Below are 21132 nucleotides of genomic sequence, written 5' to 3' on the forward strand. Positions count from 1 at the left end.
TCTTGGGCGGGTGTGACCGCTCGGGACCCGCGTTCTGCTTCAGGGGCTCTCGCAGTACCGGTCACAGCAGGGTCTCCCGGACGCCCCGGGACGCGTGTCAGCGTTTCCGCGGCAGCCGAACCAAGGGGAGACGGAAACCAATGGCGGACAACCGGTTCACCACTCACGCGGAGCTCTTCGACCTGAGCGGGAAGCACGCGCTCGTCACCGGTGGCACCAGGGGCATCGGAATGATGATGGCGCGCGGCCTCCTGCAGGCGGGCGCCCGCGTCGTCATCAGCTCGCGCAACGAGGACGCGTGCGCGGAGGCCCAGCGCCGGCTGTCCGAGTTCGGCGACGTCCGGGCGATCCCCGCCGACCTGTCCCGGCACGACGAGTGCCGGCGTCTCGCGGATCTCGTGCAGGCCGGCTCGGAACGCCTGGACGTCCTCGTGAACAACGCGGGCGCGATGTGGCGCGAGCCGCTGGAGACGTTCCCGGACGAGGGCTGGGACACCGTGCTCGACCTCAACGTGAAGTCGCCGTTCTGGCTGGTGCAGGCACTGCTCCCGGCACTGCGCAGGGCAGGCACCGCCGATGACCCCGCACGGGTCGTCAACGTGGGCAGCATCGCCGCCATCCACGTCGCCGAGGCGCCCAACTACTCCTACGCCAGCAGCAAGGCGGCGCTCCACCAGCTCACCAGGGTGCTCGCCAGGGAGCTGGGCCCGCAGCACATCACGGTGAACGCGGTGGCGCCGGGACCGTTCCCGTCGCAGATGATGGCGTCCACGATCGAGACCGCCGGCGACCGGATCGCGGCGAAGGCCCCGCTGCGCCGGCTGGGCCGCGACGACGACATGGCGGGAACCGCCGTGTTCCTCGCCAGCCGGGCCGCGTCCTACCTCACCGGCGCCGTCATCCCGGTGGACGGCGGCATCGCGACGACCGCGTCGGGCACGTAGTGCGGGGTACCGGCAGGACCTCCCTCGCCGTCTGGCCAACGCCTACGGTGAGGGGATGGCGACGACCGACCTCCGCACCGAGATCAAGGAGTTCCTGAGCTCGCGTCGCGCGCGGCTCACGCCGGAACGGGCAGGACTGCCCGCCCACGGCGGCGGCAACCGCCGGGTCCGAGGTCTGCGGCGCGAAGAGGTGGCTGTGCTGGCCGGGGTGTCGGTCGACTACTACGTGCGGATGGAGCGCGGTGGCCTCGCCGGCGCCTCCGACGGGGTGCTCGACGCGGTCGCCGCCGCCCTGCGGCTCGACGAGGCCGAGCGCGAACACCTGTTCCGCCTCGCGCGGCAGTCCAGGACACCCGGCGGTCCACGCCGCCGGCGCCCCGCCGTGACGGTGCGTCCGGCGCTCCAGCAGGTGCTCGACGCCATCACCGACGCGCCGGCTTGGATCTGCAACGGCCGGTACGACGTCCTGGCCACGAACCAGCTCGCCCGCGCGTTGTACGCACCGCTGCCGGCGGATGCGCGACGGCCGGCGAACACCGCGCGGTTCGTGTACCTGGAACCCGAGGCGGCGAGGGCGTTCTTCGTGGACTACGACCGGATCGTCGGCGACGTGGCCGCGAAGCTGCGGCTGGAGGCCGGGCGCAGTCCCCACGACGAGGAGCTGGTCGCCCTGGTCGGTGAGCTGTCGACGCGCAGTGAACCGTTCCGGCAGCGGTGGGCGACCCAGGACGTCCGGCACCACCGGTCCGGCCGGAAGCGCCTGCACCACCCGGTGGTGGGCCGGCTGGACCTGGACGTCGAGTCGATGGAGCTGCCCGCCGAACCCGGCCTGCTCCTCACCGTCTACACCGCACCCGCCGGCACGCCGGCCGCGGACGGCCTGGCACTGCTGGCGTCGTGGGCGGCCGGCCAGGACCGGCAGGCGACCGGGGCGCGGACACCCGGCTGAGGAGAGTCAGCGATCTGTCAGGCGCGGGTCTTACGCTGGTCGGCGTGACCGCCTCCGACCCGCGCCTGCAGGAGCTCGTGCTCCTGCGCAAGGTGCGCGACCGCATCGACCGCGAGTACCGCGAGCCGCTCGACGTGGCCGCGCTGGCCCGCGGGGTGCACCTGTCCGCCGGGCACCTGTCGCGGGCGTTCCGCGCGGCGTTCGGCGAGTCGCCCTACAGCTACCTGATGACCCGCCGCATCGAGCGGGCCATGACGCTGCTGCGGCGCGGCGACCTGTCCGTCACCGAGGTCTGCTTCGAGGTCGGCTGCACCTCGCTCGGCACGTTCAGCACCCGGTTCTCCGAGCTCGTCGGCATGTCGCCGAGCCAGTACCGCAAGGTCGCGGCCGAGGACGGCCAGGGCATCCCGAACTGCCTCGCGAAGGCCGTGATGCGACCCATCAGGAATCGAGAAGCGGCGGCCGGTCCGTCCGATTAGGTTGACCGCCATGTCCGTCATCATCGCCGCGGCGTTCCTGCCGGCCGACGACCCCGAGAAGTCACTCGGCTTCTTCCGCGACGCACTCGGTTTCGAGGTCCGCCAGGACGTCGGCCAGGGCACCATGCGCTGGATCACCGTCGGGCCACCCGACCAGCCGGAGACCGGCATCGTGCTGCACCCGCCCGCCGCCGACCCCGGCGTGAGCGACGAGGAACGCCGCACCATCGCCGTCCTGATGGCCAAGGGCGTCTACACGGCGCTGTCACTGGCCACGAAGGACCTCCAGGGCACCTTCGACCGCGCGCGGAAGTGGGTCGAGTCCACCGGCGCCGGCGAGGTGCTGCAGGAGCCCGAGGACCAGCCGTGGGGCGTGCGGGACTGCTCGTTCCGCGACCCGGCCGGCAACCTGGTGCGCATCAACCAGCTGTGAGCACGGCGCCGGGCGCGGCGTACCCGACCGGCCCCTCGTAGCGGGTGCCGGCACGGGTGACCGCGTCCTGCGGGGTCAGGGAGCGGCCCACGTGCGTGACGACCAGCCGTCGCGCCCGTGCCTGCCGCGCCGTCTCGCCCGCCTGCTCCGGCGTGTGGTGCGCCTCGTCCGGCACTGTGCCGTCGGCCTCGCACAGCAGCAGGCCGGTGTCCTGGGCGAGGTCGGTGAGGGCGGCGCACGGTGCCGTGTCACCGGAGTAGGTCAGGGACGTCCCCGCCTCGATGCGCACCGCGAACGCCGGGAGGCCGTGCCGCACCGCCCTGGACGTGAGGTGCAGGCCGCCGATCCGCGCCTCGTGGCCGTCGGTGAGCTCGGTGATCGCGAAGGCGTCCTCGACCGGGCTGCGCCGCGGGCCGTTGGTGAGGAACGCGGCGAGCCGGTCGGCGGTGCCGGGCGGGCCGAACAGCGGGACCGGCGCGCGGTAGACGTCGGCGTACCGCAGGGCGTAGAACGCGGTGAGCAGGTCGGCGCAGTGGTCGGCGTGCAGGTGCGAGATCCAGATGGCGTCCAGGGTGGCCAGCGACGTGTGGCGTTGCAGCGGGCCCAGGGTGCCGGTGCCCGCGTCCATCCACACGCGAGTGTCGCCGTGCGACACCAGGTAGCCCGAGCACGGGTTGTCCGCCGCCGGGTACGGGGTCGCGCTGCCGAGCACGGTCAGGCGCAGGCTCACCACCGGACGACCCTAGCCGCACACGGGCCGCCCCCGGCGGCGGGTGGCCGTCGGGGGCGGTGGGAGGGGAGTGCCGTCAGACCCGCTGCCAGAGGGCGGGCGTGTTCGGCGGCTCCCAGCCGGGGAGGGCCGTGTGCCCCTGCAGCGCGCGGTAGGACCCGCCGTCGTAGGTGACCTGGGCGCCGGTGGCGTAGTAGGTGTACGCGGCCCACGAGTCACCACCGCCGGGCGGGGTGCTCGTGGTCGTGGTGGTCGGCTGGGTGGTCGTGGTCGGGCCGGCGGAGGTGACCAGGCGCAGACCGTAGGCCTGCAGGATCTCGGTCACCGGCTGGAAGTAGATGGTGCCGCCGGACTGGCAGTTGCCGGACCCGCCGGAGGTCACGCCCTGCGCCTGGTCGCCGGTCAGCCACGAGCCGCCGGAGTCACCGGGCTCCGCACAGGCGTTGGTGCGGGTCAGGCCGGTGATGGTGCCCTCGGGGTAGGTGACGGAGGCGTTCTTCTGCTGGATGGTGCCGCAGCGCCAGCCGGTGGTGGAGCCGGAGCGGCAGACCGAGGCGCCGACCGGGGCCTCCTGGGAACCCGCGACCGGGACGGTGCCGGGGTAGCGGTTGACCAGGCCGCGCGGGGTGTTGCCCGCGTCGGTGCGGACCCAGGCGTAGTCGTTGCCGGGGAAGCTGCTGCCCTGGATGGTGCCGCCGGGGTTGGAGGTGCGCCCACCCGCGGACCCGCAGTGGCCCGCCGTGACGAAGCCGCCCTCGACGGCGAAGCCGATGGAGCAGCGGCCGCCGCCCGGGATGCTGTAGGCGTTGCCGCCGATGACGTCGACCAGCGGCCTCGGGTCCTCGGTGCTGGCCTCGACGGTGACGACGTCGCCGGGCACCCCCGCCTCGGCCGCCCACGCCCTCGCCTGCGCCTCGCCACCGGAGCGGGCGAGCACGGTGACCTTGTTGGTGCGCACGTCGACGTACCAGCCGGGAACGGCGTCAGGTGCCGTGGTGGCCTTGGCGTCCAGCCTGGTCTTCGCGCTGTCCAGAGTGGACGCGCTGTGCTTCGCCGCGACGGCGACGGCGCCCCGTGAGCGCACCGCGCCCGTCAGCGCCGAGTCGGTCACCGCGACGGTGAGGGTGCGGCCGGTGCCGTCCAGCCAGGACCCGGCGTAGGCCGCGCCGAGCTGCGCCCTCAGCGCGGCGTCGGTCTGGCCGGCGACCTTCTCGGCGCTCAGGCGCGCACGCGCCTGGTCAGGGGAGATGCCGAGGTCACGGGCCATCGCGGTCAGCATGCCCTGGTCGGTCGTGTCGGCCGCGGTGGCGCTGGTCGTCAGCGCCACCGCGGCGGCCAGTCCGGCCGCTGTGATCGCCGCTGTGGCGGCGGCGATGAGCTTGCGGTTCATGTCCGCTCCTTGCGTGCAGGGTGGTTGCCGCCACACCCTAAGATGAGGTCCAGACCAATAGGTACATACCAATTGGCCATAAAAATCGGGAGTTCGCCCTGCCCGGTCCCCGGTGCGAACGCCGTCCGCTGCCCGCCGGAAAGATAGGGTTGGCCGGTGGACGAACCCCAGTGGTTGCAGTGGCGCCGGCCCGGCCCCGCCCCGGCCCAGCGGCGGCGGGACATCGGCGTCGCGGTGCTCGTGCTGCTGGGCGGGGTCGAGTTCACCGTCCTGGTGGACAGCATCGGCGGGTACGCGTTCTCCGACCCGGCCGGCCTGCGCGAGCAGCTCGCCTGGATGGTCGCGCTGGCGGTACCGCTGGTCGTGCGCCGCCGGTACCCGATCGCGGTGATGCTGGTCGTGTCGGCGCTGTTCATCGCCGCCCAGGTGAACAAGGCCGGTGACAGCCTGGTCCCGTCGGCCGTGCTGTTCCTCGCGATCTTCACCGTCGGCGCGTGGGAGCCGAACCGGGTGCTGGCGCGCTGGTCGCGAATCGGCGTGATCGCCGCCATGTTCCTGTGGCTCGGGTTCAACCTCGTGCAGTTCCTGCTCGGCCCGGACGTGCCGGAGGACCTCGTGCCCGGCCTTCTGGACCCGGTGCTCGCCCGTGTCCTCTATGGACTCGAATTCAACATCTTCTTCTTCGTCTTCGCCTATGTGGTCGGTGAGATGGCGTGGACGGCGGCGCGGCGGCAGGCGCAGCTGGGGTTCCAGGCCGACGAGCTGCGCCGGTCGCAGGAGCAGAACGTGCGGGGCGCGATCGCCGCCGAACGCATGCGCATCGCCCGCGACCTGCACGACGTGGTGGCCCACCACGTGTCGGTGATGGGCATCCAGGCCGGTGCGGCGCGGCGGGTGCTGGACTCGGACCCGGTGCTGGCGCGGGACGCGTTGCAGACCGTGGAGAAGACGGCGCGGACCGCGATCAGCGAGCTGCGCGGGCTGCTGGGCGTGCTGCGGGCCGACGCGGAACAGGACTTCCAGGCTGCGCCCGGACTCGACGACCTGCCCGAGTTGCTCGAAACCGCCCGGTCGGCCGGTCTGGAGGTCTCGCACGGCGTCTACGGCGAGCCGCGCGAGGTGCCGCCGGCCGTCGCCGTCTCGGCGTACCGGGTGGTGCAGGAGGCGTTGACGAACGTGGTGAAGCACGCCGGAGCGGGCCACGTCGACGTGCGGATGCGGTACCTGGACAGCGCACTGGAGCTGGAGGTGGCCGACGACGGGCGCGGGCGCCCCTCCGGTGAGAGCGGCTTCGGGCTCGTGGGCATGCGCGAACGCGTTGCCGTGCACGGTGGAACCCTCGAAGCGGGACCGCGGCGCACCTCGGCGGGTTACCTTGTGCGCGCATCGCTGCCGACAGAGGAGAAGGTGTGAGTCTGCGGGTCGTGCTGGCCGACGACCAGGACCTGGTGCGCGCCGGGTTCCGGGTCATCCTCGGGACCGAGCCGGGCATCGAGGTGGTCGGCGAAGCCGGCGACGGTGCCGCGGCCGTCGAGCTGGTCGCGCGGCTGCGGCCCGACGTCGTGCTGATGGACGTGCAGATGCCGCGCATGGACGGCCTGGAGGCCACCCGGCGCATCCTGTCGGCCGACGGCGGCACCCGCGTGGTGATCCTCACGACGTTCGACCGCGAGGACTACCTGTTCGAGGCGCTGCGGGCGGGAGCGAGCGGGTTCCTGCTGAAGAACGCCTCCCCGGAGGACCTCGTCGACTCGGTGCGGGTGGTGGCACGCGGCGACGCGCTGCTCTCGCCCGAGGTGACCCGGCGGGTGATCGCCCGCTTCAGTGCACCCCGGCAACCCGCGCGCACCCGGCCGCCCGAGCTGACCGACCGCGAGTACGAGGTGCTGGTGGAGCTGGCGAAGGGCGCGTCGAACGCGGAGATCGCCGCCGCGCTGTACCTGGGGGAGGCGACGGTGAAGACGCACGTGTCCCGCGTGCTCGCGAAGCTGGGGCTGCGCGACCGGACGCACGCGGTGGTGTTCGCCTACGAGCAGGGGATCGTCACGCCCGGCGGGTGACCAGGGCGGGAACGTCATCGAACTTTGTCGACCAAGATCCAACATTGTCAAGACCGGCCCTCGCCCGTCATCCTCATCGCCAGCACTTCTGCGGCAACACGGACGACGGCGTGGGATCAGGTGGCATGAGCTCAACAGGATCGAACAACGCGGCTGAGGCCTTCCGGCGGCTGCACGGCACCGACCCCACCGGGGTGTGGTCCGCGCCGGGCCGGGTGAACCTCATCGGCGAGCACACCGACTACAACGACGGGTTCGTGCTGCCGTTCGCCATCCCGCAGCGGACGTGGGTGGCCGCGGCGGCGCGCGAGGACGGCCTGCTCACGCTCGCGACCGTCGAGGGCGAACGGACCACGACCGCCGAGCCCGTCCCCGTCGGCGAGGTCGAGCCGGGCGGCGTGCAGGGCTGGGCGGCCTACCCCGCCGGGGTCGCGTGGGTGCTGCGGCAGCAGGGCGTGACCGGCGGGGCTGACCTCGTGATCAGCGGGGACGTGCCGCGCGGGGCCGGGCTGTCGTCGTCGCACTCGCTGGAGGTGGCGAGCGCGCTGGCGCTGCTGGGGCTGAGCGGGCGGGAGGAGTCCGCGAGCGACGTCGCCAAGTGGGTGCAGGTGGCGGAGAACGACTTCGTGGGCGCGCCGACCGGGCTGCTCGACCAGACGGCGTCGCTGTGCTGCACGGACGCGCACGTGCTGTTCCTCGACGTGCGGTCGGGGGAGCGGGAGCAGGTGCCGTTCGACGCCGCGCGGCACGGGCTGGAGGTCCTCGTGATCGACACGCGGGTGAGCCACTCGCTGGTCGAGTCCGGGTACGGGGAGCGGCGCAAGGGGTGCGAGGAGGCGGCGCGGCTGCTCGGGCTGCCGTCGCTGCGGGACGCCGGGGGCTGGGACGGGCTGCCCGAGCACCTGCGGCCGCTGGTCCGGCACGTCGTCACCGAGAACCGGCGCGTCGAGGACACCGTCGCGCTGCTCCGGCAGGACCGGTACGAGGAGATCGGGCCGCTGCTGAGCGCGTCGCACGCGAGCCTGCGCGACGACTACCGGGTGTCCTGCGCCGAGCTCGACGTCGCCGCGGCCACCGCGGAGGAGGCCGGTGCGCTCGGGGCGCGGATGATCGGTGGCGGGTTCGGCGGGTCGGCCATCGCGCTGGTGCCGCGGGAGGTGCGCGGCGAGGTCGAGCGGCGGGTCGCGGAAGCGTTCGCGGAGAACGGGTTCACCGCACCCAGGACGTTCGTCGCGGTGCCGTCGGCCGGGGCCGGGCGCGACCTCTGACCGGTTGCCACGTGCGGCAGTGCCGGGGTCGTCGCGCAAGGGCAGTCGCACGGCAAGGCCGGCAGCGACACGCGACGTGACCAACGCCTGCCGGAGCACGCCGACCCGTCCTCGATCGCCGTGCGTACCGACGAACGAGGACGAACGACACCCCCGGGGGCGACGAAGGTCGACACCTGCCGTCGACCTTCGGCTGAAACCAGCCCTCCCGCCTTGACCGTGCCGCTACGGCACGGTTTCGACTGGGACCCGGTCGTTCCGCATCGAACGGCCGGGTTTCCACAGTGGAGGGCGCGCTCGAGCAGCGCGCCGTCGGGGGAGGAATTCGGACATGCGAAAAGCGTTGTCCCTGGCCGCGGCGCTGGCCGCGGCGACGGCGTTGGTGGTGCCGGGCGCGGCATCGGCGACGCCGGCACCGGTCGTGCAGTGGCGGGAGTGTCCCGCGGACGTGGCGCGGCCGGGGCTGGAGTGCGGCACCCTGCAGGTGCCGCTGGACTACCGCAAGCGCGAGGGGCGCAAGATCGAGCTGATGATCTCGCGCCTGGCCAGCACGAACCCGGAGAAGCGCCGCGGCATCCTGCTGACCAACCCCGGTGGGCCCAGTGAGGGCCTGACGTTGCCCGGTGACCTCAAGCTCGGCGGGATGCCGCCGAGCGTGCTGGACGGCTACGACCTGATCGGCATGGACCCGCGCGGCTTCGGCTACAGCACGCCGGCCACGTGCGACCTGACCGAGGAGCAGATGTACCTCGGCAACGTGCCGCCGTACGCGGTGACGCAGGCCGACGTGCGCAAGCGGGCCGACGAGGTCCGCCAGATCGCCCAGCAGTGCACCACGTCGTCGACGGCGTACCTGTTGCCGCACAACACGACCGCGAACATCGCCCGCGACCTCGACTCGGTGCGCCAGGCACTGGGCGAGCGCAAGGCGTCGTTCCTCGGCTACTCGTACGGCACGAACCTGGGCGCGGTCTACACGACGCTGTTCCCGCGCACGACCGACCGCGTGGTGCTCGACAGCAACCTCGGCGCGGGCGGCTGGGACGTCGAGGGCAGCCGCAACTACGGCCGCGGCACCGAGGACACGTTCCCGGACTTCGCGCGGTGGGCCGCCGCACGCCCCGAACTGGGCCTGGGCGCCACCCCCGCGGCGGTGCGCGCGAAGTACTTCGCCATCGCCGGGAAGCTCGACCGCACGCCGTCCCCAGAGGGCGTCACCGGCCAGCTGTTCCGGCTGCTGACCTTCGGCGGCCTGTACTCGACGACCGACGCGTCGTTCGGCAAGCTGGCCGCCCGCTGGCAGGCCCTCGACGCCGGCACCCCGCTGCCGCCGGACAACACGCCGGTCCCGGCACGGGTCGAAAGCCTGATCTCCGGCCGGTTCTACGTGGTGTGCGGCGACTCCCGCTGGCCGACCGCCGTCAGCACCTACGAGCGCAACGTGGCCGTCGACCGCGTGCGGTACCCGCTGTTCGGCGCGGCGGGCGCGAACATCATGCCGTGCGCGTTCTGGCCGGACCCGGTCGAGAAGCAGGTCAAGCCCACCGACCGCGGGCCGCGCAACGTGCTGATGGTGCAGAACGAGCGCGACCCGGCGACGCCGCTGTCCGGTGCGCGGACGATGCGCCGGGCGTTCGGGGACCGGACGGCGATGCTGACCCTCGACCACGGTGGGCACGGCGCCTACCCGTTCGCGGGCAACGCGTGCGCCAACGAGAAGGTGACGTCGTACCTCCTCGGCGGGGAACGGCCGGGCGACCAGAAGTGCTAGGTGGTTGAGCAACCGGCCGGAACCGTGCCGCGTGCCCGCTCGGGCACGCGGCACGGGTCGTCCTCCGCGAGGATGATGCCGCGCGGCGGACGCGATCGTGAACCCGGCCGCATAGCGTTCCCGGCATGTTGACGGTGACGGGGATCAGCCGGAGCTTCGGCGACCACCGGGTGCTCGACGACGTGAGCTTCGACGTGCGGCCCGGCCGCATGACGGGGTTCCTGGGCGCCAACGGGTCCGGCAAGACGACCACGATGCGGATCGTGCTGGGGGTGCTGGCCGCGCACGGGGGTGCGGTGAGCTGGCGGGGGCAGGCGATCACGCCGCAGAACAAGCCGCACTTCGGGTACATGCCGGAGGAGCGCGGGCTCTACCCCAAGATGAAGGTGCGCGAGCAGATCACGTGGCTGGGGCGGCTGCACGGGGTCGACCGGGAGGTCGCGCAGCGCAACACCGACGAACTGCTCGCCGACCTGGAGCTGACCGACCGGGCCGACGACCGGCTGGAGCAGCTGTCGCTGGGCAACCAGCAGCGGGTGCAGATCGCGGCGGCGCTGGTGCACGAGCCGGACGTGCTCATCCTCGACGAGCCGTTCTCCGGGCTCGACCCGATCGCCGTGGACACGGTGCTCGACGTGCTGCGCAAGCGCGCCGCGAACGGGGTGCCGGTGTTGTTCTCGAGCCACCAGCTCGCGATCGTCGAGCGGTTGTGCGACGACGTCGTGATCATCTCCAAGGGGCGGATCGCGGCCAGCGGGTCGCGGGAGGAGCTGCGGCAGCGGCACGCGAACGACCGGTACGAGGTCGTCGTGGACACCGACGCGGGGTGGGTGCGGGACGTGCCGGGTGTGTCGGTCGTGGAGCTGGACGGGCCGCGCGTGGTGTTCGAGGGGGCATCACGCGCGGTGCTCGAACAGGCACTGCAACGCGGTGAGGTGCGGTCGTTCGCGCCGGTCGTGCCCACGCTCGACGAGATCTTCAAGGAGGTGAGCTGACGTGGCGCAGACGTTCACGAAGGCGACGTGGCTGGTCGCCGAGCGGGAGATGAGGACGTTCGTCAGCACCAAGGGGTTCTGGATCGGCTTCCTCGCCACCATCGCAGGGTTGTTCGCGCTCACCGTGCTGCCGACGGTGTTCGGCGGTGACGACCCGAAGGTCGCGGTGGTCGGGTCCGCTGCCCAGGTCGTGCAGGGCAAACCGCTCGACGTGCGGGAGGTCGCCGACGTCCAGGCCGCGCAGGAGCTGGTCCGCGCGGACGAGGTCGAGGCGGCGATCGTGCCCGACGGCTCCGGCATCAAGGTGCTGGCGCTCAACGACCCGCCGACTGCGGTGATCTCGCAGCTGGTGCAGGCGCCGCCGGTGGAGCTGCTCGACCCGTCGGCGGTGAGCTCGGACCAGCGGTTCGTCGTGGTGCTCGTGTTCGGGCTGGTGTTCCTCATGTTCGGCATGGGCGGCGCCGCGATCGCGCAGAGCACGGTGACCGAGAAGCAGACCCGGATCGTGGAGATCCTGGTGTCCACGGTGCCGGTCAAGGCGCTGCTCGCCGGCAAGATCGTCGGGCACGTCATCCTGACGATGGGGCAGGTGGTGGTGCTCGCCCTCACCGCGCCGATCGCGCTGCGGGTCGCGGGGCAGCAGGAGCTGCTCGCGGTCGTGGCACCGGCGCTGGGGTGGTTCGTGCCGTTCCTGTGCCTGGGGTTCGTGCTGGTGTCGTCGCTGTGGGCGGTCGCGGGCGCGCTGGTCAGCCGCCAGGAGGACCTCGGCTCGACCATGGGCCTGGTGATGCTCGCGGTGATGGGCCCGTACTTCGGCGTCCAGTTCTTCTTCGACAACCCGACGGTGCTCGGCGTCATGTCGTTCGTGCCGTTCACGGCCGGCGTCGCGATGCCGGTGCGGATGTTCGCCCAGCAGGCCGCACCGTGGGAGGCGCTGGTGTCGCTCGGCATCCTCGCCGCCACCGTCGTGGTGATCCTGCTGGTCGCCTCGCGGCTGTACACCGGATCGCTGCTGCAGACCGGGGGACGGGTCAAGCTGGCCCGTGCGTGGGCGCCCGCCGAATAGGCGAGACTGTGCGGCATGGTCGCTGATCCGATTCGCCTCGCCGTCGTCGGCCTGGGTGCGATGGGCACCCGGATGCTGACGGCGGCGCAGGCACATCCCGACTTCACCGTGGTCGCCGGTGTCGACGTCGTGCCGCGTGCGGTGGACGTCCCCGTGGTGCCGTCGCTCGACGACGTGCTGTCCGATGTGGACGCCGTCTACCTCGCCACGCCGCCTGCCGTGCACGCCGGGCAGGCCGTCAAAGCGCTCGCCGCGGGCAAGGCGGTGTTCTGCGAGAAGCCGCTGGCCGTCGACCTCGGCGAGGCGCGGGCGATGGCCGAGGCCGCGGCCGGGCACCCGAACGCGGTGAACTTCGCGCTGTCGGACATGGCCGCGACGCTGGAGGTCGAACGGCAGCTGCCTTCCCTCGGCGAGCTGCGCGGAGTCGAGGTGCGGCTGCAGTTCCCGAAGTGGCCGCGGGAGTTCCAGAAGGACGCGCTGTGGCTGGCCGAGTCGCGGCAGGGCGGGTTCGTGCGGGAGGTGCTGTCGCACTTCGTGTACCTCACCGACCGGGTGCTCGGGCCGCTGGCGGTGGAGTCGGTGTCGGCGGACTTCCCGTCGGCCGGCGCCGCCGAGGTCGCGGCACGCGGGGTGCTGCGCAGCGGCGATGGCGTGCCGGTGCACGTGTCGGCGTTCTCCGGGCTCGCCGGGCCCGAGGTCTACGAGTGGACGGTCTGGGGCACGCGCAGGTCGTTGCGGCTCAGCCAGTGGGCGCGGCTGTCCGGTTCGGACGGCGGGCCGTGGGAGCCGGTCGAGCTCGGTGCGCGCGGCTCGGACTCGGCGCGGCTCGGGCTGTTCGCGCAGGCCGTGCGCGGGGAGCACCCGCGTGACCTGGCGGACTTCGCCAGCGGGCTGCGGGTGGCCGAGGTCGTGGAGGCGTTCCTGCGGTAATCGCGTTGCCGCGCGCATGACGCCCCGCCAGGATCGGCGGGGTGAAGCTGCTGTTCGTCACCCTCTTCGGCCACGGCCACCTCACCCCGACGTTGCCGCTGGTCGAGGAGGTGACCCGGCGCGGCCACGAGGTGTGGTACGCGACCGCCGCCGAGCACGCCGATGCGGTCACGGCGGCGGGCGCGCGCTGGCTGGAACTGCCCGCGCTGCCGCCGTTCGAGCCGAAGACCGCGAACCCGGTTGACGAGTGGTTCCCGCACTACTTCGCCGCGATGGCCGCGATCCACCCGGTGCTGCTCGAACACTGCCGCCGCGACCGGCCCGACGTGGTCTGCTACGACGCCACGAACTGGCCCGCACGGGTGGTGGCACGCCAGCTGGACATCCCGGCGGTGCGGACCGTGCCGCACTTCGTGTCCAACGAGCACTTCCGGCTGATGGACCCCGCGATCGCCTGGGCGGTCGAGGAACCGTGCGCGCGGTTCGCGGCGGAGCAGGGCGTCGAGCTCGACGTGGCGAGCACGCTGGACGCGCCGGAGGAGTGCAGCATCGTGCTGGTGCCACGGGAGTTCCAGCCGGCCGGCGACACGTTCGACGAGACCTGCCACTTCGTCGGACCGCTGCTGGGCCGCCGCCTGGACGAACGGTGGACGCCGCGTCACGACCTGCCGCTGCTCTACGTCTCGCTCGGCTCGTTGCTCAGCGACGAGGACTTCTACCGGGCGTGCGTCGAGCAGTTCGGCGACGGCGCGTGGCAGGTCGCGTTGAGCGCCCGCGCCGACCTCGGCCCGCTGCCGGACACGATCGACGTGCGCCCGTGGTTCCCGCAGCCCGCGGTCCTCCGGCACGCGGCCGTGTTCGTCACGCACGGCGGCATGAACTCCACCATGGAGGCCCTGCACGCCGGTGTGCCGCTGGTGGTCGTCCCGCAGACGCCCGAGCAGGTGAGCAACGCCGACCACATCACCGCGCTGGGACTGGGCGAACGCGTGCACGACCTCGCGGACCTGCGTGCGGTCGTCGACCGGGTCGCGACCAGCGACCGCATCCGGCGCAACGTCGACCGGATGCGGGCCGCTGTCCGCAGCGGCGGCGGTGTGCAGCGGGCCGCCGACCTGGTGCTCAGCCGAGCACCTCGCGCAGCTTGACGGCGAACTCCTCCGGCTTGCCCGCGTACCCGAACTCACCGCCGATGAACCCGCCGTGGTGGCTCGGGAACACGACCGCCTCCTGCCCGAGCAACCGTGCCGTGTGGACGGCAGTGCGCGCGGTGAACGCGTCGCCGGTCTCCTCGCCGACGGCGATCACGACGCGGGTGGACGCGGCCTTGAGGTCGTCGACGCGCGGGTAGTAGTCGGTGATCGCCAGCGACGAGGTGCCGAGCAGCGGGTCGTCGCGCTTGCCGTCGTCCTCGGACGGCATGCCGAACTGCGCCGGGTCCGGTGCGGGCAGCGCGAAGTACTCGTCGGTGTACTCGCCCTGCCACGAGCTCATCTGGATGAACGCCGCCATGCCCGCGCCGCCGCCCTTGGCCTGGTATGCGGCCATGAACGCGTCACGCGCGCGCCGGGCGGCGGCCGCGTCGGGCAGCACGTCGATCATCGGCGGCTCGTGCGCCACGAGCGTGACGACGTCGTCCGGGTAGGACGCGACGAGCTCCAGTGCCGTGACCGCGCCGCCGCTGGACGCGAACAGGTCCACCGGGCCGCCGACGGCCTGGATCACCGCGTGCACGTCCGCCGCCTGCGTCTCCGGGGTGTTGTCGGTGCGGCCGTCCGACCTGGTGCTGCGGCCGAGGCCGCGCGGGTCGTAGGTGATGACCGTGCGGTCGGGGAACTGCGCGCGCAGCGCCGTGAAACCGCTCGCGTCCATCGGCTGGCCGATCATCATCAGCGGCCGGCCGCCCTCGCCCTCCACGTCGTAGGCGATGGCGGCGCCCTCGGTGTCCAGGATGTGGGTCGTCATGGTGTTCTCCCCAGTGCTGTGGATGCCCTGAGCAGCGTAGTCACAGACGTGAACCGCGCTGCCCCGACAAGCCGATCGACGTGCGGGAAACCGGCTGATATCAACGGGTGCATGACCCGAACAGCAGTGGTGACCGGCGGCGGCACGGGCATCGGCAGGACGGTGGCGGCGCGGCTCGTGGAGCAGGGCCTCGACGTCGTGGTCACCGGCCGCCGCGAGGACGTGCTCAAGGCCGCGGCCGACGAGATCGGTGCGCGGGCGGTGGTCTTCGACGCCGCCGATCCCGACGCCGTCCAGAACGCGGTGGCCGACCTGCCGTCCCAGGTGGACGTGCTGGTCAACAACGCGGGCGGCAACATGACCCGGCGCCTGCCCGCGCCGCGGAACCTGACCGACGTCCGCGACCTGTGGATCGCCAACTACGAGTCCAACGTCATCAGCGCGGTGCTCGTCACGACCGCGCTCGAACCGCGGCTGGCCGACAACGCCCGCGTCGTCACGATCGGCTCGATCGCGGGCCGGCGCGGCTCCGGTGCCTACGGCGCGGCCAAGTCGGCGGTCGAGGCGTGGACGGCGGACCTGGCGTTCGCACTGGGAACGCGGGGGATCACGGTCAACGTGGTGTCACCGGGCGTCGTCGAGGACACCGAGTTCTTCGGCGGCACGCTGTCGGAGGAACGCCGGAAGAAGCTCGTCGGCAACCCCGCCAACGGCCGCGCGGGCACGCCCGCCGACGTCGCGGCCGCGGTGGCGTTCCTGACCGCACCGGAGGCGGGGCACATCACCGCCCAGGTCATCGGCGTGAACGGCGGAGCCGGGCTCGGACGCTGAAGGCGACCACCGCCACCAGCACGCCGGCGAGCGCCACCCAGGAGAACTCGGCCAGGTAGTGCTCGGCCGCCTCGCCGACGAAGTAGACCGCCGCCGTCGTGCCGCCGGCCCACGCGATGCCGCCCAGAGCGTTGGCCAGCAGGAACTTCCCGTAGTGCATGCCCATCGTGGCCGCGAGCGGACCGGACAGGATCCGCAGCAGCGCCACGAACCGGCCGAAGAACACCGCCCGGGCGCCGTGCCGTTCGAACAGCGCCTGGGCGCGGCCGACCTTTCCTGCGTCGAAGTGCCGGGGGAACTTGGCCTCCGCCCACGTGAAGACGCGCGGCCCGAACCGCTTGCCCAGCGCGTACCCGACGCTGTCGCCGAGGATCGCGCCCGCACTCGCGCAGATGCCCACGACGACCGGGTTCACGCCGTCGTGGTGCGAGGCCATCAGCGCGGCCGTGACGAGCACGATCTCGCCGGGCAGCGGGATGCCGACGCTTTCGAGACCCACGACCAGGCCCACGATCACGTAGACCAGCAGCGGCGGGACGGTCTGGAGCCAGTGGGACAGCACGTCCGCGATCTTCCTCCGAATCCGCCGAATCCGCCGGGAACGTCGACCGGGACAGCGGTCAGCTATGCACCTTGCACACGCCAGTCAAGCAGGGGCGAGCTGGGCGGTGGACCCGGACGGGGCCTGCCGAGTCTGATCCCGGCCGGCTCCGTGGTCCGGTCCTCGGTGTCGGCGTCGATGCTGACGCAGGTGTGCGAGGCGGTGCCGGGGTCAGTCGAGGTCCGAGGCCAGCGGCAGGAAGTACACGAGCGCGTCGTCCACGCCGTCGAGCCCGATGACGTCGTGGGCGATGTCGTCGTAGAACCCGCCGACGAGCCCGGTGCGGATGCCGAGGTTCGCGGCCGTCACCGTGAGGTTCTGGGCGAGGTGCCCGGCCTCGGTGAACGCGAACCGCAGCGCCCGCAGGCCGTAGGTCTGCCGCAGTGAGCCGAGCCGGATGTAGAGCGCGAGCACGGCCGGTGTGCCGCCGAGCTCGGTCGTGCCCGGCCCGAACCACATCGAGGTCGCCTCCAGGTCCGGCACCGGCGGTGCCTCGCCGAACCAGGTGAGCGCCCGGTCGACCTCGTTCACCTCGTAGCGGCCGGGGGCGAGGCCGTCGACGTTGAGCGCGATGAGCCGGATGCGGGCGCAGTACTGGGCCCCGGCGCTCGGGTAGGGCCAGCGGCCGTCCTTCGGGGACATCGCGTTCCACAGCAGCGTGCCGAGCTGCTCGGAGGTGAGGTCGCCGGTCAGGTCGCGGCTGGTCCGGCGGGCCCGCAGCGTGTCGGTGTCCACCGTGGAGGGCAGCGTGGCGGTGGCCGGCCAGACCCGCCGGTTCGGGGCGGTCTTGCGGGGCAGCTGGTCGGTGAAGCCGGGCAGGAACTTGCTCGCCTCCAGGTAACGGCGGTCCGGCGCGGTCTCGCCGTCCTCGTGGAAGTCGGTCAGGCCGGTGGGCGACAGGGCGGCGGCCGCCGTGGTCCAGCAGATCATCCGCTCCTCGTTGGGCGTGACGCCCACGCGGTTGAGCAGCATGTGCAGCTGGGACGCCCACACGTGCGGCAACCAGGTGCCCAGCCGCCGCCCGGCGTCGGTGACCGCCGCGGTCCAGTGCGAGACGGCGCCGCGGGGTTCGCGGTACCAGCGGGCGGCGAGGTCGCGGCCGCGTTTGGCGAGGAGCTGGTAGGCGGCGTGCTGCGAGCCGATCGTGGGCGGCGGCGCCTGCTCCTGCACGTTGCGCCACCCCGCGCCGAGGCTGCGCAACCAGCTCGCGGCCTGCGGCAGGTTCAGGTCGAGCGCCCGCGCCGTGGCGATGGTGAGGTCGATGGCCGCGGTGAGGCGGGCGCTGTCCGTGCGGGCCGCCCGCAGCACGGCCAGTGCGACCTCCGTGCTGCGGCAGAACACCTCTTCAGCGACCGGCAGCGCCTCCCGGCCGCCGTACCGCTCGGTCTCCGGGACGTACTCGACCTCGCGGACGTCCCCGTGCGGCAACCAGTCCGGGTCGTCGGTGCCTGGCTGGAAGTCCTGTGCGGCGATGAGCCGGGTGAGCGTCGCGGTGAGGTCACCGACCTGGTCCCCGGTGGCGTCCTTGACGCGGACGCGCAGGTGCGGGCCGGTCTCCCAGTAGCGCAGGAAGTACCACTCGTGGCCGGCCATCGCCGGGGCGAGAGCGTCGGCGATGAACGTGTCGACGTCCGTGCGGTTCCAGGAGACCCTGCAGTGCAGGCCGGTCCAGGTCACAGCTGCTCCATCTCACGGGAACGGGTGGGGGTGCAGGGCCTTCGCCCGCAGCCGGGGCAGACCGGCGGTGCGCCGGTGGCCGAACGTCATCGGCAGCGCACCCGGCACGAGGACCTTGGCCGAGTGCAGGCCGAGACCGCCCGCGGTGACCGGGTCGGTCTGGTCGACGGCGACCAGTTCCAGGCCTTGGTGGCGCAGCCGGGCGCTGTAGTGGTCGAGCAGGCCTTCGAGGCTGGTGTGGTCGCGCTGGTCTTCGAGGACGGTCTCGCCGGTGCCGACGAGGAAGGCGTACCGGTCGGCGGCCTCCGGCAGGGTGTTGACGGCGACGTGGTCGTCCATCGACCGCACCAGTTCCGGCTCGTGCAGCAGGCGGAGGAGGCGGTGCCGGTCGTAGGCCCCGGGGTTCGCACGGACGCGGTCGGCGAACGACTCGACGTCCACGACGACCTCGACGGCCGCGGACCGCAGCGCCGCTGTGGGATCGGGGCTCGCGCCGGCGGCGAAGAAGGCCCTGGGCAGCGTGGTGCGGTCGGTGCGGGCCAGCGCCAGCACCGACGGGATGCCGATGTCGGTGGTGGCGTCGAGGAACAGCAGCTCGTAGCCGAGCTCTTCCAGGCGGTCGGTGAGGTGGTGCAGCAAGGGGTCCCTGGGGAGCCGGATGCGCCGCAACGGTGTCTGCGCGTACCAGGCCATCAGGAACGCGTCGCGTTCGGCGACCTCGAACAGGCCGTGCAGGACGGCCTCGGTGAGGCTGTTGCCGAGACCGCAGCCGTTGGACGTCTCGTGCAGGAACCGTTGCTCCGGCGGGGTTTCGACGTCCCAGTAAGCCACCTGTTCCGGTACGGCGATGGTGCGTTGCCTCGTGTACGACCAGCCTTCGACCCAGCGGAAGGTGAGGTTCGGGGTGTAGCGGTGGTGGTCGGGCAGGCCGAGCGCCGCCGGGTCGACCGCGTGGTCGGGGCCGAGCTCCGCGAACGACGCCTCGAACGTGCTCCGGTGGCTGCGCGGGCGCATTCCGTTGTACCGCTCGACCGCTTCGAACAGCGCGACCCGTTCCGCCTGCTCGAAGCCGGCGGTGCGGCCGTGACCGGCGCCGTGCCCGTGCAGCTCGGCGGTCATCGTCGGCAGCGGCAGGTGGCCCGTGCGGAACAACCCGGTGACCGGGCCGAACCGGTGGTCCACGACCGCGGCGGTGAGGTTCTCGACGGTGGTCAGCGGGTTGTCGGCGCGCAGGGCGTTCCCGGTGATCTCCGTGGTGTCCCGGGGTTCCGGCAGGGGATAGCAGCCGGGACGGGGGCGGACGCGGTGGGTGGAGACGAGGGCGAGGTCGGTGCGGAGGGCGAGGACGGTGCCGGGTTCCAGCTGCCCCACGGCCTCGACGAACGGGCGGAACGCGGGCGGGACCAGGCCCGCGAGCCGGAGGTCGCCGTGCGGCGGGGCGCCGGCGACGGTCAGGCGGGCGTGTTCCGCGCAGGCCGTGCAGACACCGCTGGTGGGTCCGACGAGGGTGAGCGCGCCGTCGGCACGGACGGCCGGCGGGTCGGCGGGGGTGTAGGTGATCATCGCGGGTCCACGGCGTAGGCGACGAGTCCGGCGGCGTGCGGCTCCGGGTCGAGCGGTCGTGGGGTGACCCGGACACCGGGCAGTGCGGTGAGGGCTTCCTGGAACTCCTGCTCGCGGTCACGGACGTCGTTGGGCCACAACCACTCCCTGGTGACCCAGCTCGGCTGGCCGGCGTCCGCGCGGTGGGGAGCGGCACCGGTGAGGTGGGCGGTGCCGGTGCGGCCGGCCTGCGCGTGCCCGGTGGCGGCCAGCGCGGCGAACGCCACCGCGTCCGCCGCGGTCGCCTCGACGGCCCAGGCCAGCAGGTGGTGGCCCCGGTGGACCTCCGCCCGGTGCACACCCGGCGCGAGACGGGTGGTGCGGAGCTCGGCGGGGACGGCGAACCGTTCCGTCAGCGCCTTCCACCACCGCCGTGCGGTCGGGTCGTCCGGCGGCTCCACCGGCTCGCCGGGGTGGTGGCGTGCGGCGAGGCGCAGGGCGGCGCCGCGGGCGTGGAGGTCGTCGACCCCCAGGACGGCGTCGCTCTTGACCGCGGCGAGGGCGGCGTCGAGGCGGGCCGCGTCGGCGGTGGTGCCGATGCCCAGCGCGGTGCCGCAGGTGGCGAGCTTGGCCGGGACCTGGGGCAGCTCACCGAACACCGGGGGCTCGACCAGGCCGAGCTCGGCGTCGGTGAGGGCGTCCAAGGCGCGCCACGGGTCCGTCGGGGGTGGGCCGGTCAGCAGGGGGTGGTAGGTGGCGCGGAGCGGGGTGGTGCGGGCGAGCAGGACCTGTGGGTGCGGGGTTCTGGCTTCGGCTGCGGCGGGGTCTTCGAGGCCGGCGACGGCGCAGAGGAGGCGGTGGACGGCGGTGGAGCCGATGAGGGCGGCCAGGACGGCGGGTGGGGTGCCGGTGGCGTTGAGTCGAGCAGTTTGTGTAATGACTTCAGTGTTTCCTGAAAGAGAGGATGGGGGCAGGACGTAGCCGACGTCGGCGCCGCACCCCGCCTGGAGGGTGAACGGGCCCGCGGTGAGGAGGAGCAGGGAGGTCGGCTGTTCGACACGAGGGCTCACCCGCACGGCGAGGCCGACCGCCTCGACCGCCCGTGCCGCCGCGCTCGCCGGCTCGCCACATCCCGTGATCTCAACGGTGACGGTCCTCAGTCGTCGCCACGCGTCCACCGGGTCGGCCGCGACGGACTCCAGCCACTCGGCGACGTCCGGCGCGGGCCCGTCCCACTCCGCAGGCACCGTCACCAGCATGTCGTGCTCCCGCAACGCCTCCAGGATCACCTCCACCGCCGCCCGCACCGCCGGAGTCGTTTCCTCCGGCACGACGAGGGCGTCCGCGGTGAGCCCGGCGGTCAGCTGCGGGGCCAGGCGCTGCCACACCCGCCACAGCCCCGCGCCACCGGTGATGGTGCAGCTCGACGCCCAGCCGCGCAGGTGCAGGCCGTCAGGGGTCCGGGTCGCGCGCACGACCGGGCGCAGGCGCACGAGCACGT

At 72.9% G+C, this 21132-nt stretch carries 20 protein-coding genes; 13 read left to right on the plus strand and 7 right to left on the minus strand.

Annotated elements, in window-relative coordinates; genetic code table 11:
* Positions 1–140 precede the first annotated feature (140 nt).
* The 4 genes from ACZ7CH_RS27910 to ACZ7CH_RS27925 are packed head-to-tail and all read left to right on the plus strand — an operon-like array spanning position 141 to position 2805.
* Positions 141–944 carry an SDR family oxidoreductase gene (locus ACZ7CH_RS27910; protein ID WP_360384675.1) on the plus strand — a complete coding sequence of 268 codons (804 nt, stop codon included), beginning with the start codon at positions 141–143 and terminating at the stop codon, positions 942–944.
* A 55-nt stretch (positions 945–999) separates the two neighbouring features.
* Complete coding sequence (locus ACZ7CH_RS27915; protein ID WP_470375318.1) at positions 1000–1893, plus strand: helix-turn-helix transcriptional regulator; 894 nt, start codon at positions 1000–1002, stop codon at positions 1891–1893.
* 44 nt (positions 1894–1937) lie between these two features.
* Positions 1938–2372, plus strand: coding sequence for a helix-turn-helix transcriptional regulator (locus ACZ7CH_RS27920; protein WP_458432745.1), 435 nt, complete (start codon positions 1938–1940; stop codon positions 2370–2372).
* A gap of 10 nt (positions 2373–2382) precedes the next feature.
* Positions 2383–2805, plus strand: coding sequence for a VOC family protein (locus ACZ7CH_RS27925; RefSeq protein WP_360384671.1), 423 nt, complete (start codon positions 2383–2385; stop codon positions 2803–2805).
* Here the strand turns inward: ACZ7CH_RS27925 and ACZ7CH_RS27930 are convergent.
* Both ACZ7CH_RS27930 and ACZ7CH_RS27935 read right to left on the minus strand, forming a co-directional pair.
* Positions 2792–3538 (minus strand): MBL fold metallo-hydrolase, encoded by a 747-nt coding sequence (locus ACZ7CH_RS27930; RefSeq protein ID WP_470375319.1) that lies wholly within the window; start codon positions 3536–3538, stop codon positions 2792–2794. The genes ACZ7CH_RS27925 and ACZ7CH_RS27930 overlap by 14 nt on opposite strands.
* Positions 3539–3611: 73 nt before the next feature.
* A complete protein-coding gene (locus tag ACZ7CH_RS27935) occupies positions 3612–4925 on the minus strand; it encodes an alpha-lytic protease prodomain-containing protein (protein WP_360384667.1) in 1314 nt (437 codons plus the stop codon).
* A 156-nt stretch (positions 4926–5081) separates the two neighbouring features.
* On the opposite strand from ACZ7CH_RS27935, the gene ACZ7CH_RS27940 reads away from it, so the two are divergent.
* From ACZ7CH_RS27940 to ACZ7CH_RS27975, 8 genes are all read left to right on the plus strand, one after another.
* Positions 5082–6338 carry a sensor histidine kinase gene (locus tag ACZ7CH_RS27940; RefSeq protein WP_458432743.1) on the plus strand — a complete coding sequence of 419 codons (1257 nt, stop codon included), beginning with the start codon at positions 5082–5084 and terminating at the stop codon, positions 6336–6338.
* Positions 6335–6985, plus strand: coding sequence for a response regulator (locus ACZ7CH_RS27945; protein WP_458432742.1), 651 nt, complete (start codon positions 6335–6337; stop codon positions 6983–6985). The genes ACZ7CH_RS27940 and ACZ7CH_RS27945 overlap by 4 nt, the downstream gene beginning before the upstream one ends.
* 125 nt (positions 6986–7110) lie before the next feature.
* Positions 7111–8253, plus strand: a complete 1143-nt coding sequence (galK, locus tag ACZ7CH_RS27950) for a galactokinase (protein WP_470375320.1) — start codon at positions 7111–7113, stop codon at positions 8251–8253.
* Positions 8254–8584: 331 nt separating this feature from the next.
* A complete protein-coding gene (locus ACZ7CH_RS27955; protein WP_470375321.1) occupies positions 8585–10024 on the plus strand; it encodes an alpha/beta hydrolase in 1440 nt (479 codons plus the stop codon).
* A 125-nt stretch (positions 10025–10149) separates the two neighbouring features.
* Positions 10150–11019 carry an ABC transporter ATP-binding protein gene (locus ACZ7CH_RS27960; protein ID WP_360384656.1) on the plus strand — a complete coding sequence of 290 codons (870 nt, stop codon included), beginning with the start codon at positions 10150–10152 and terminating at the stop codon, positions 11017–11019.
* 1 nt (position 11020) lies between these two features.
* Complete coding sequence (locus tag ACZ7CH_RS27965) at positions 11021–12085, plus strand: ABC transporter permease (RefSeq protein WP_470375322.1); 1065 nt, start codon at positions 11021–11023, stop codon at positions 12083–12085.
* A 15-nt stretch (positions 12086–12100) separates the two neighbouring features.
* On the plus strand, positions 12101–13015 hold the full coding sequence (locus ACZ7CH_RS27970) for a Gfo/Idh/MocA family protein (protein WP_470375323.1): 915 nt from the start codon (positions 12101–12103) through the stop codon (positions 13013–13015).
* 41 nt (positions 13016–13056) lie between these two features.
* A complete protein-coding gene (locus ACZ7CH_RS27975) occupies positions 13057–14163 on the plus strand; it encodes a macrolide family glycosyltransferase (RefSeq protein ID WP_470375324.1) in 1107 nt (368 codons plus the stop codon).
* On the opposite strand, the gene ACZ7CH_RS27980 is transcribed toward ACZ7CH_RS27975, so the two are convergent.
* A complete protein-coding gene (locus ACZ7CH_RS27980) occupies positions 14138–14980 on the minus strand; it encodes an alpha/beta fold hydrolase (RefSeq protein ID WP_360384648.1) in 843 nt (280 codons plus the stop codon). The two genes, ACZ7CH_RS27975 and ACZ7CH_RS27980, sit on opposite strands and share 26 nt — an antisense overlap.
* A 111-nt stretch (positions 14981–15091) precedes the next feature.
* Between ACZ7CH_RS27980 and ACZ7CH_RS27985 the strand changes: the two genes are divergently transcribed.
* Positions 15092–15811: an SDR family NAD(P)-dependent oxidoreductase gene (locus ACZ7CH_RS27985; protein ID WP_470375325.1), complete on the plus strand. Its 720-nt coding sequence runs from the start codon at positions 15092–15094 to the stop codon at positions 15809–15811.
* Here ACZ7CH_RS27985 and ACZ7CH_RS27990 read toward each other — a convergent pair.
* The 4 genes from ACZ7CH_RS27990 to ACZ7CH_RS28005 form a co-directional block, all read right to left on the minus strand.
* Positions 15774–16373 (minus strand): DedA family protein, encoded by a 600-nt coding sequence (locus ACZ7CH_RS27990; RefSeq protein WP_470375326.1) that lies wholly within the window; start codon positions 16371–16373, stop codon positions 15774–15776. The genes ACZ7CH_RS27985 and ACZ7CH_RS27990 overlap by 38 nt on opposite strands.
* A 210-nt stretch (positions 16374–16583) precedes the next feature.
* A complete protein-coding gene (locus ACZ7CH_RS27995) occupies positions 16584–18089 on the minus strand; it encodes a thiopeptide-type bacteriocin biosynthesis protein (RefSeq protein WP_458432733.1) in 1506 nt (501 codons plus the stop codon).
* A 12-nt stretch (positions 18090–18101) separates the two neighbouring features.
* Positions 18102–19652, minus strand: coding sequence for a YcaO-like family protein (locus ACZ7CH_RS28000; protein WP_470375327.1), 1551 nt, complete (start codon positions 19650–19652; stop codon positions 18102–18104).
* A complete protein-coding gene (locus tag ACZ7CH_RS28005; RefSeq protein WP_470375328.1) occupies positions 19649–21130 on the minus strand; it encodes a hypothetical protein in 1482 nt (493 codons plus the stop codon). The genes ACZ7CH_RS28000 and ACZ7CH_RS28005 overlap by 4 nt, the downstream gene beginning before the upstream one ends.
* Positions 21131–21132: the final 2 nt, after the last annotated feature.

This window comes from Lentzea sp. NPDC037011 (assembly GCF_055607425.1).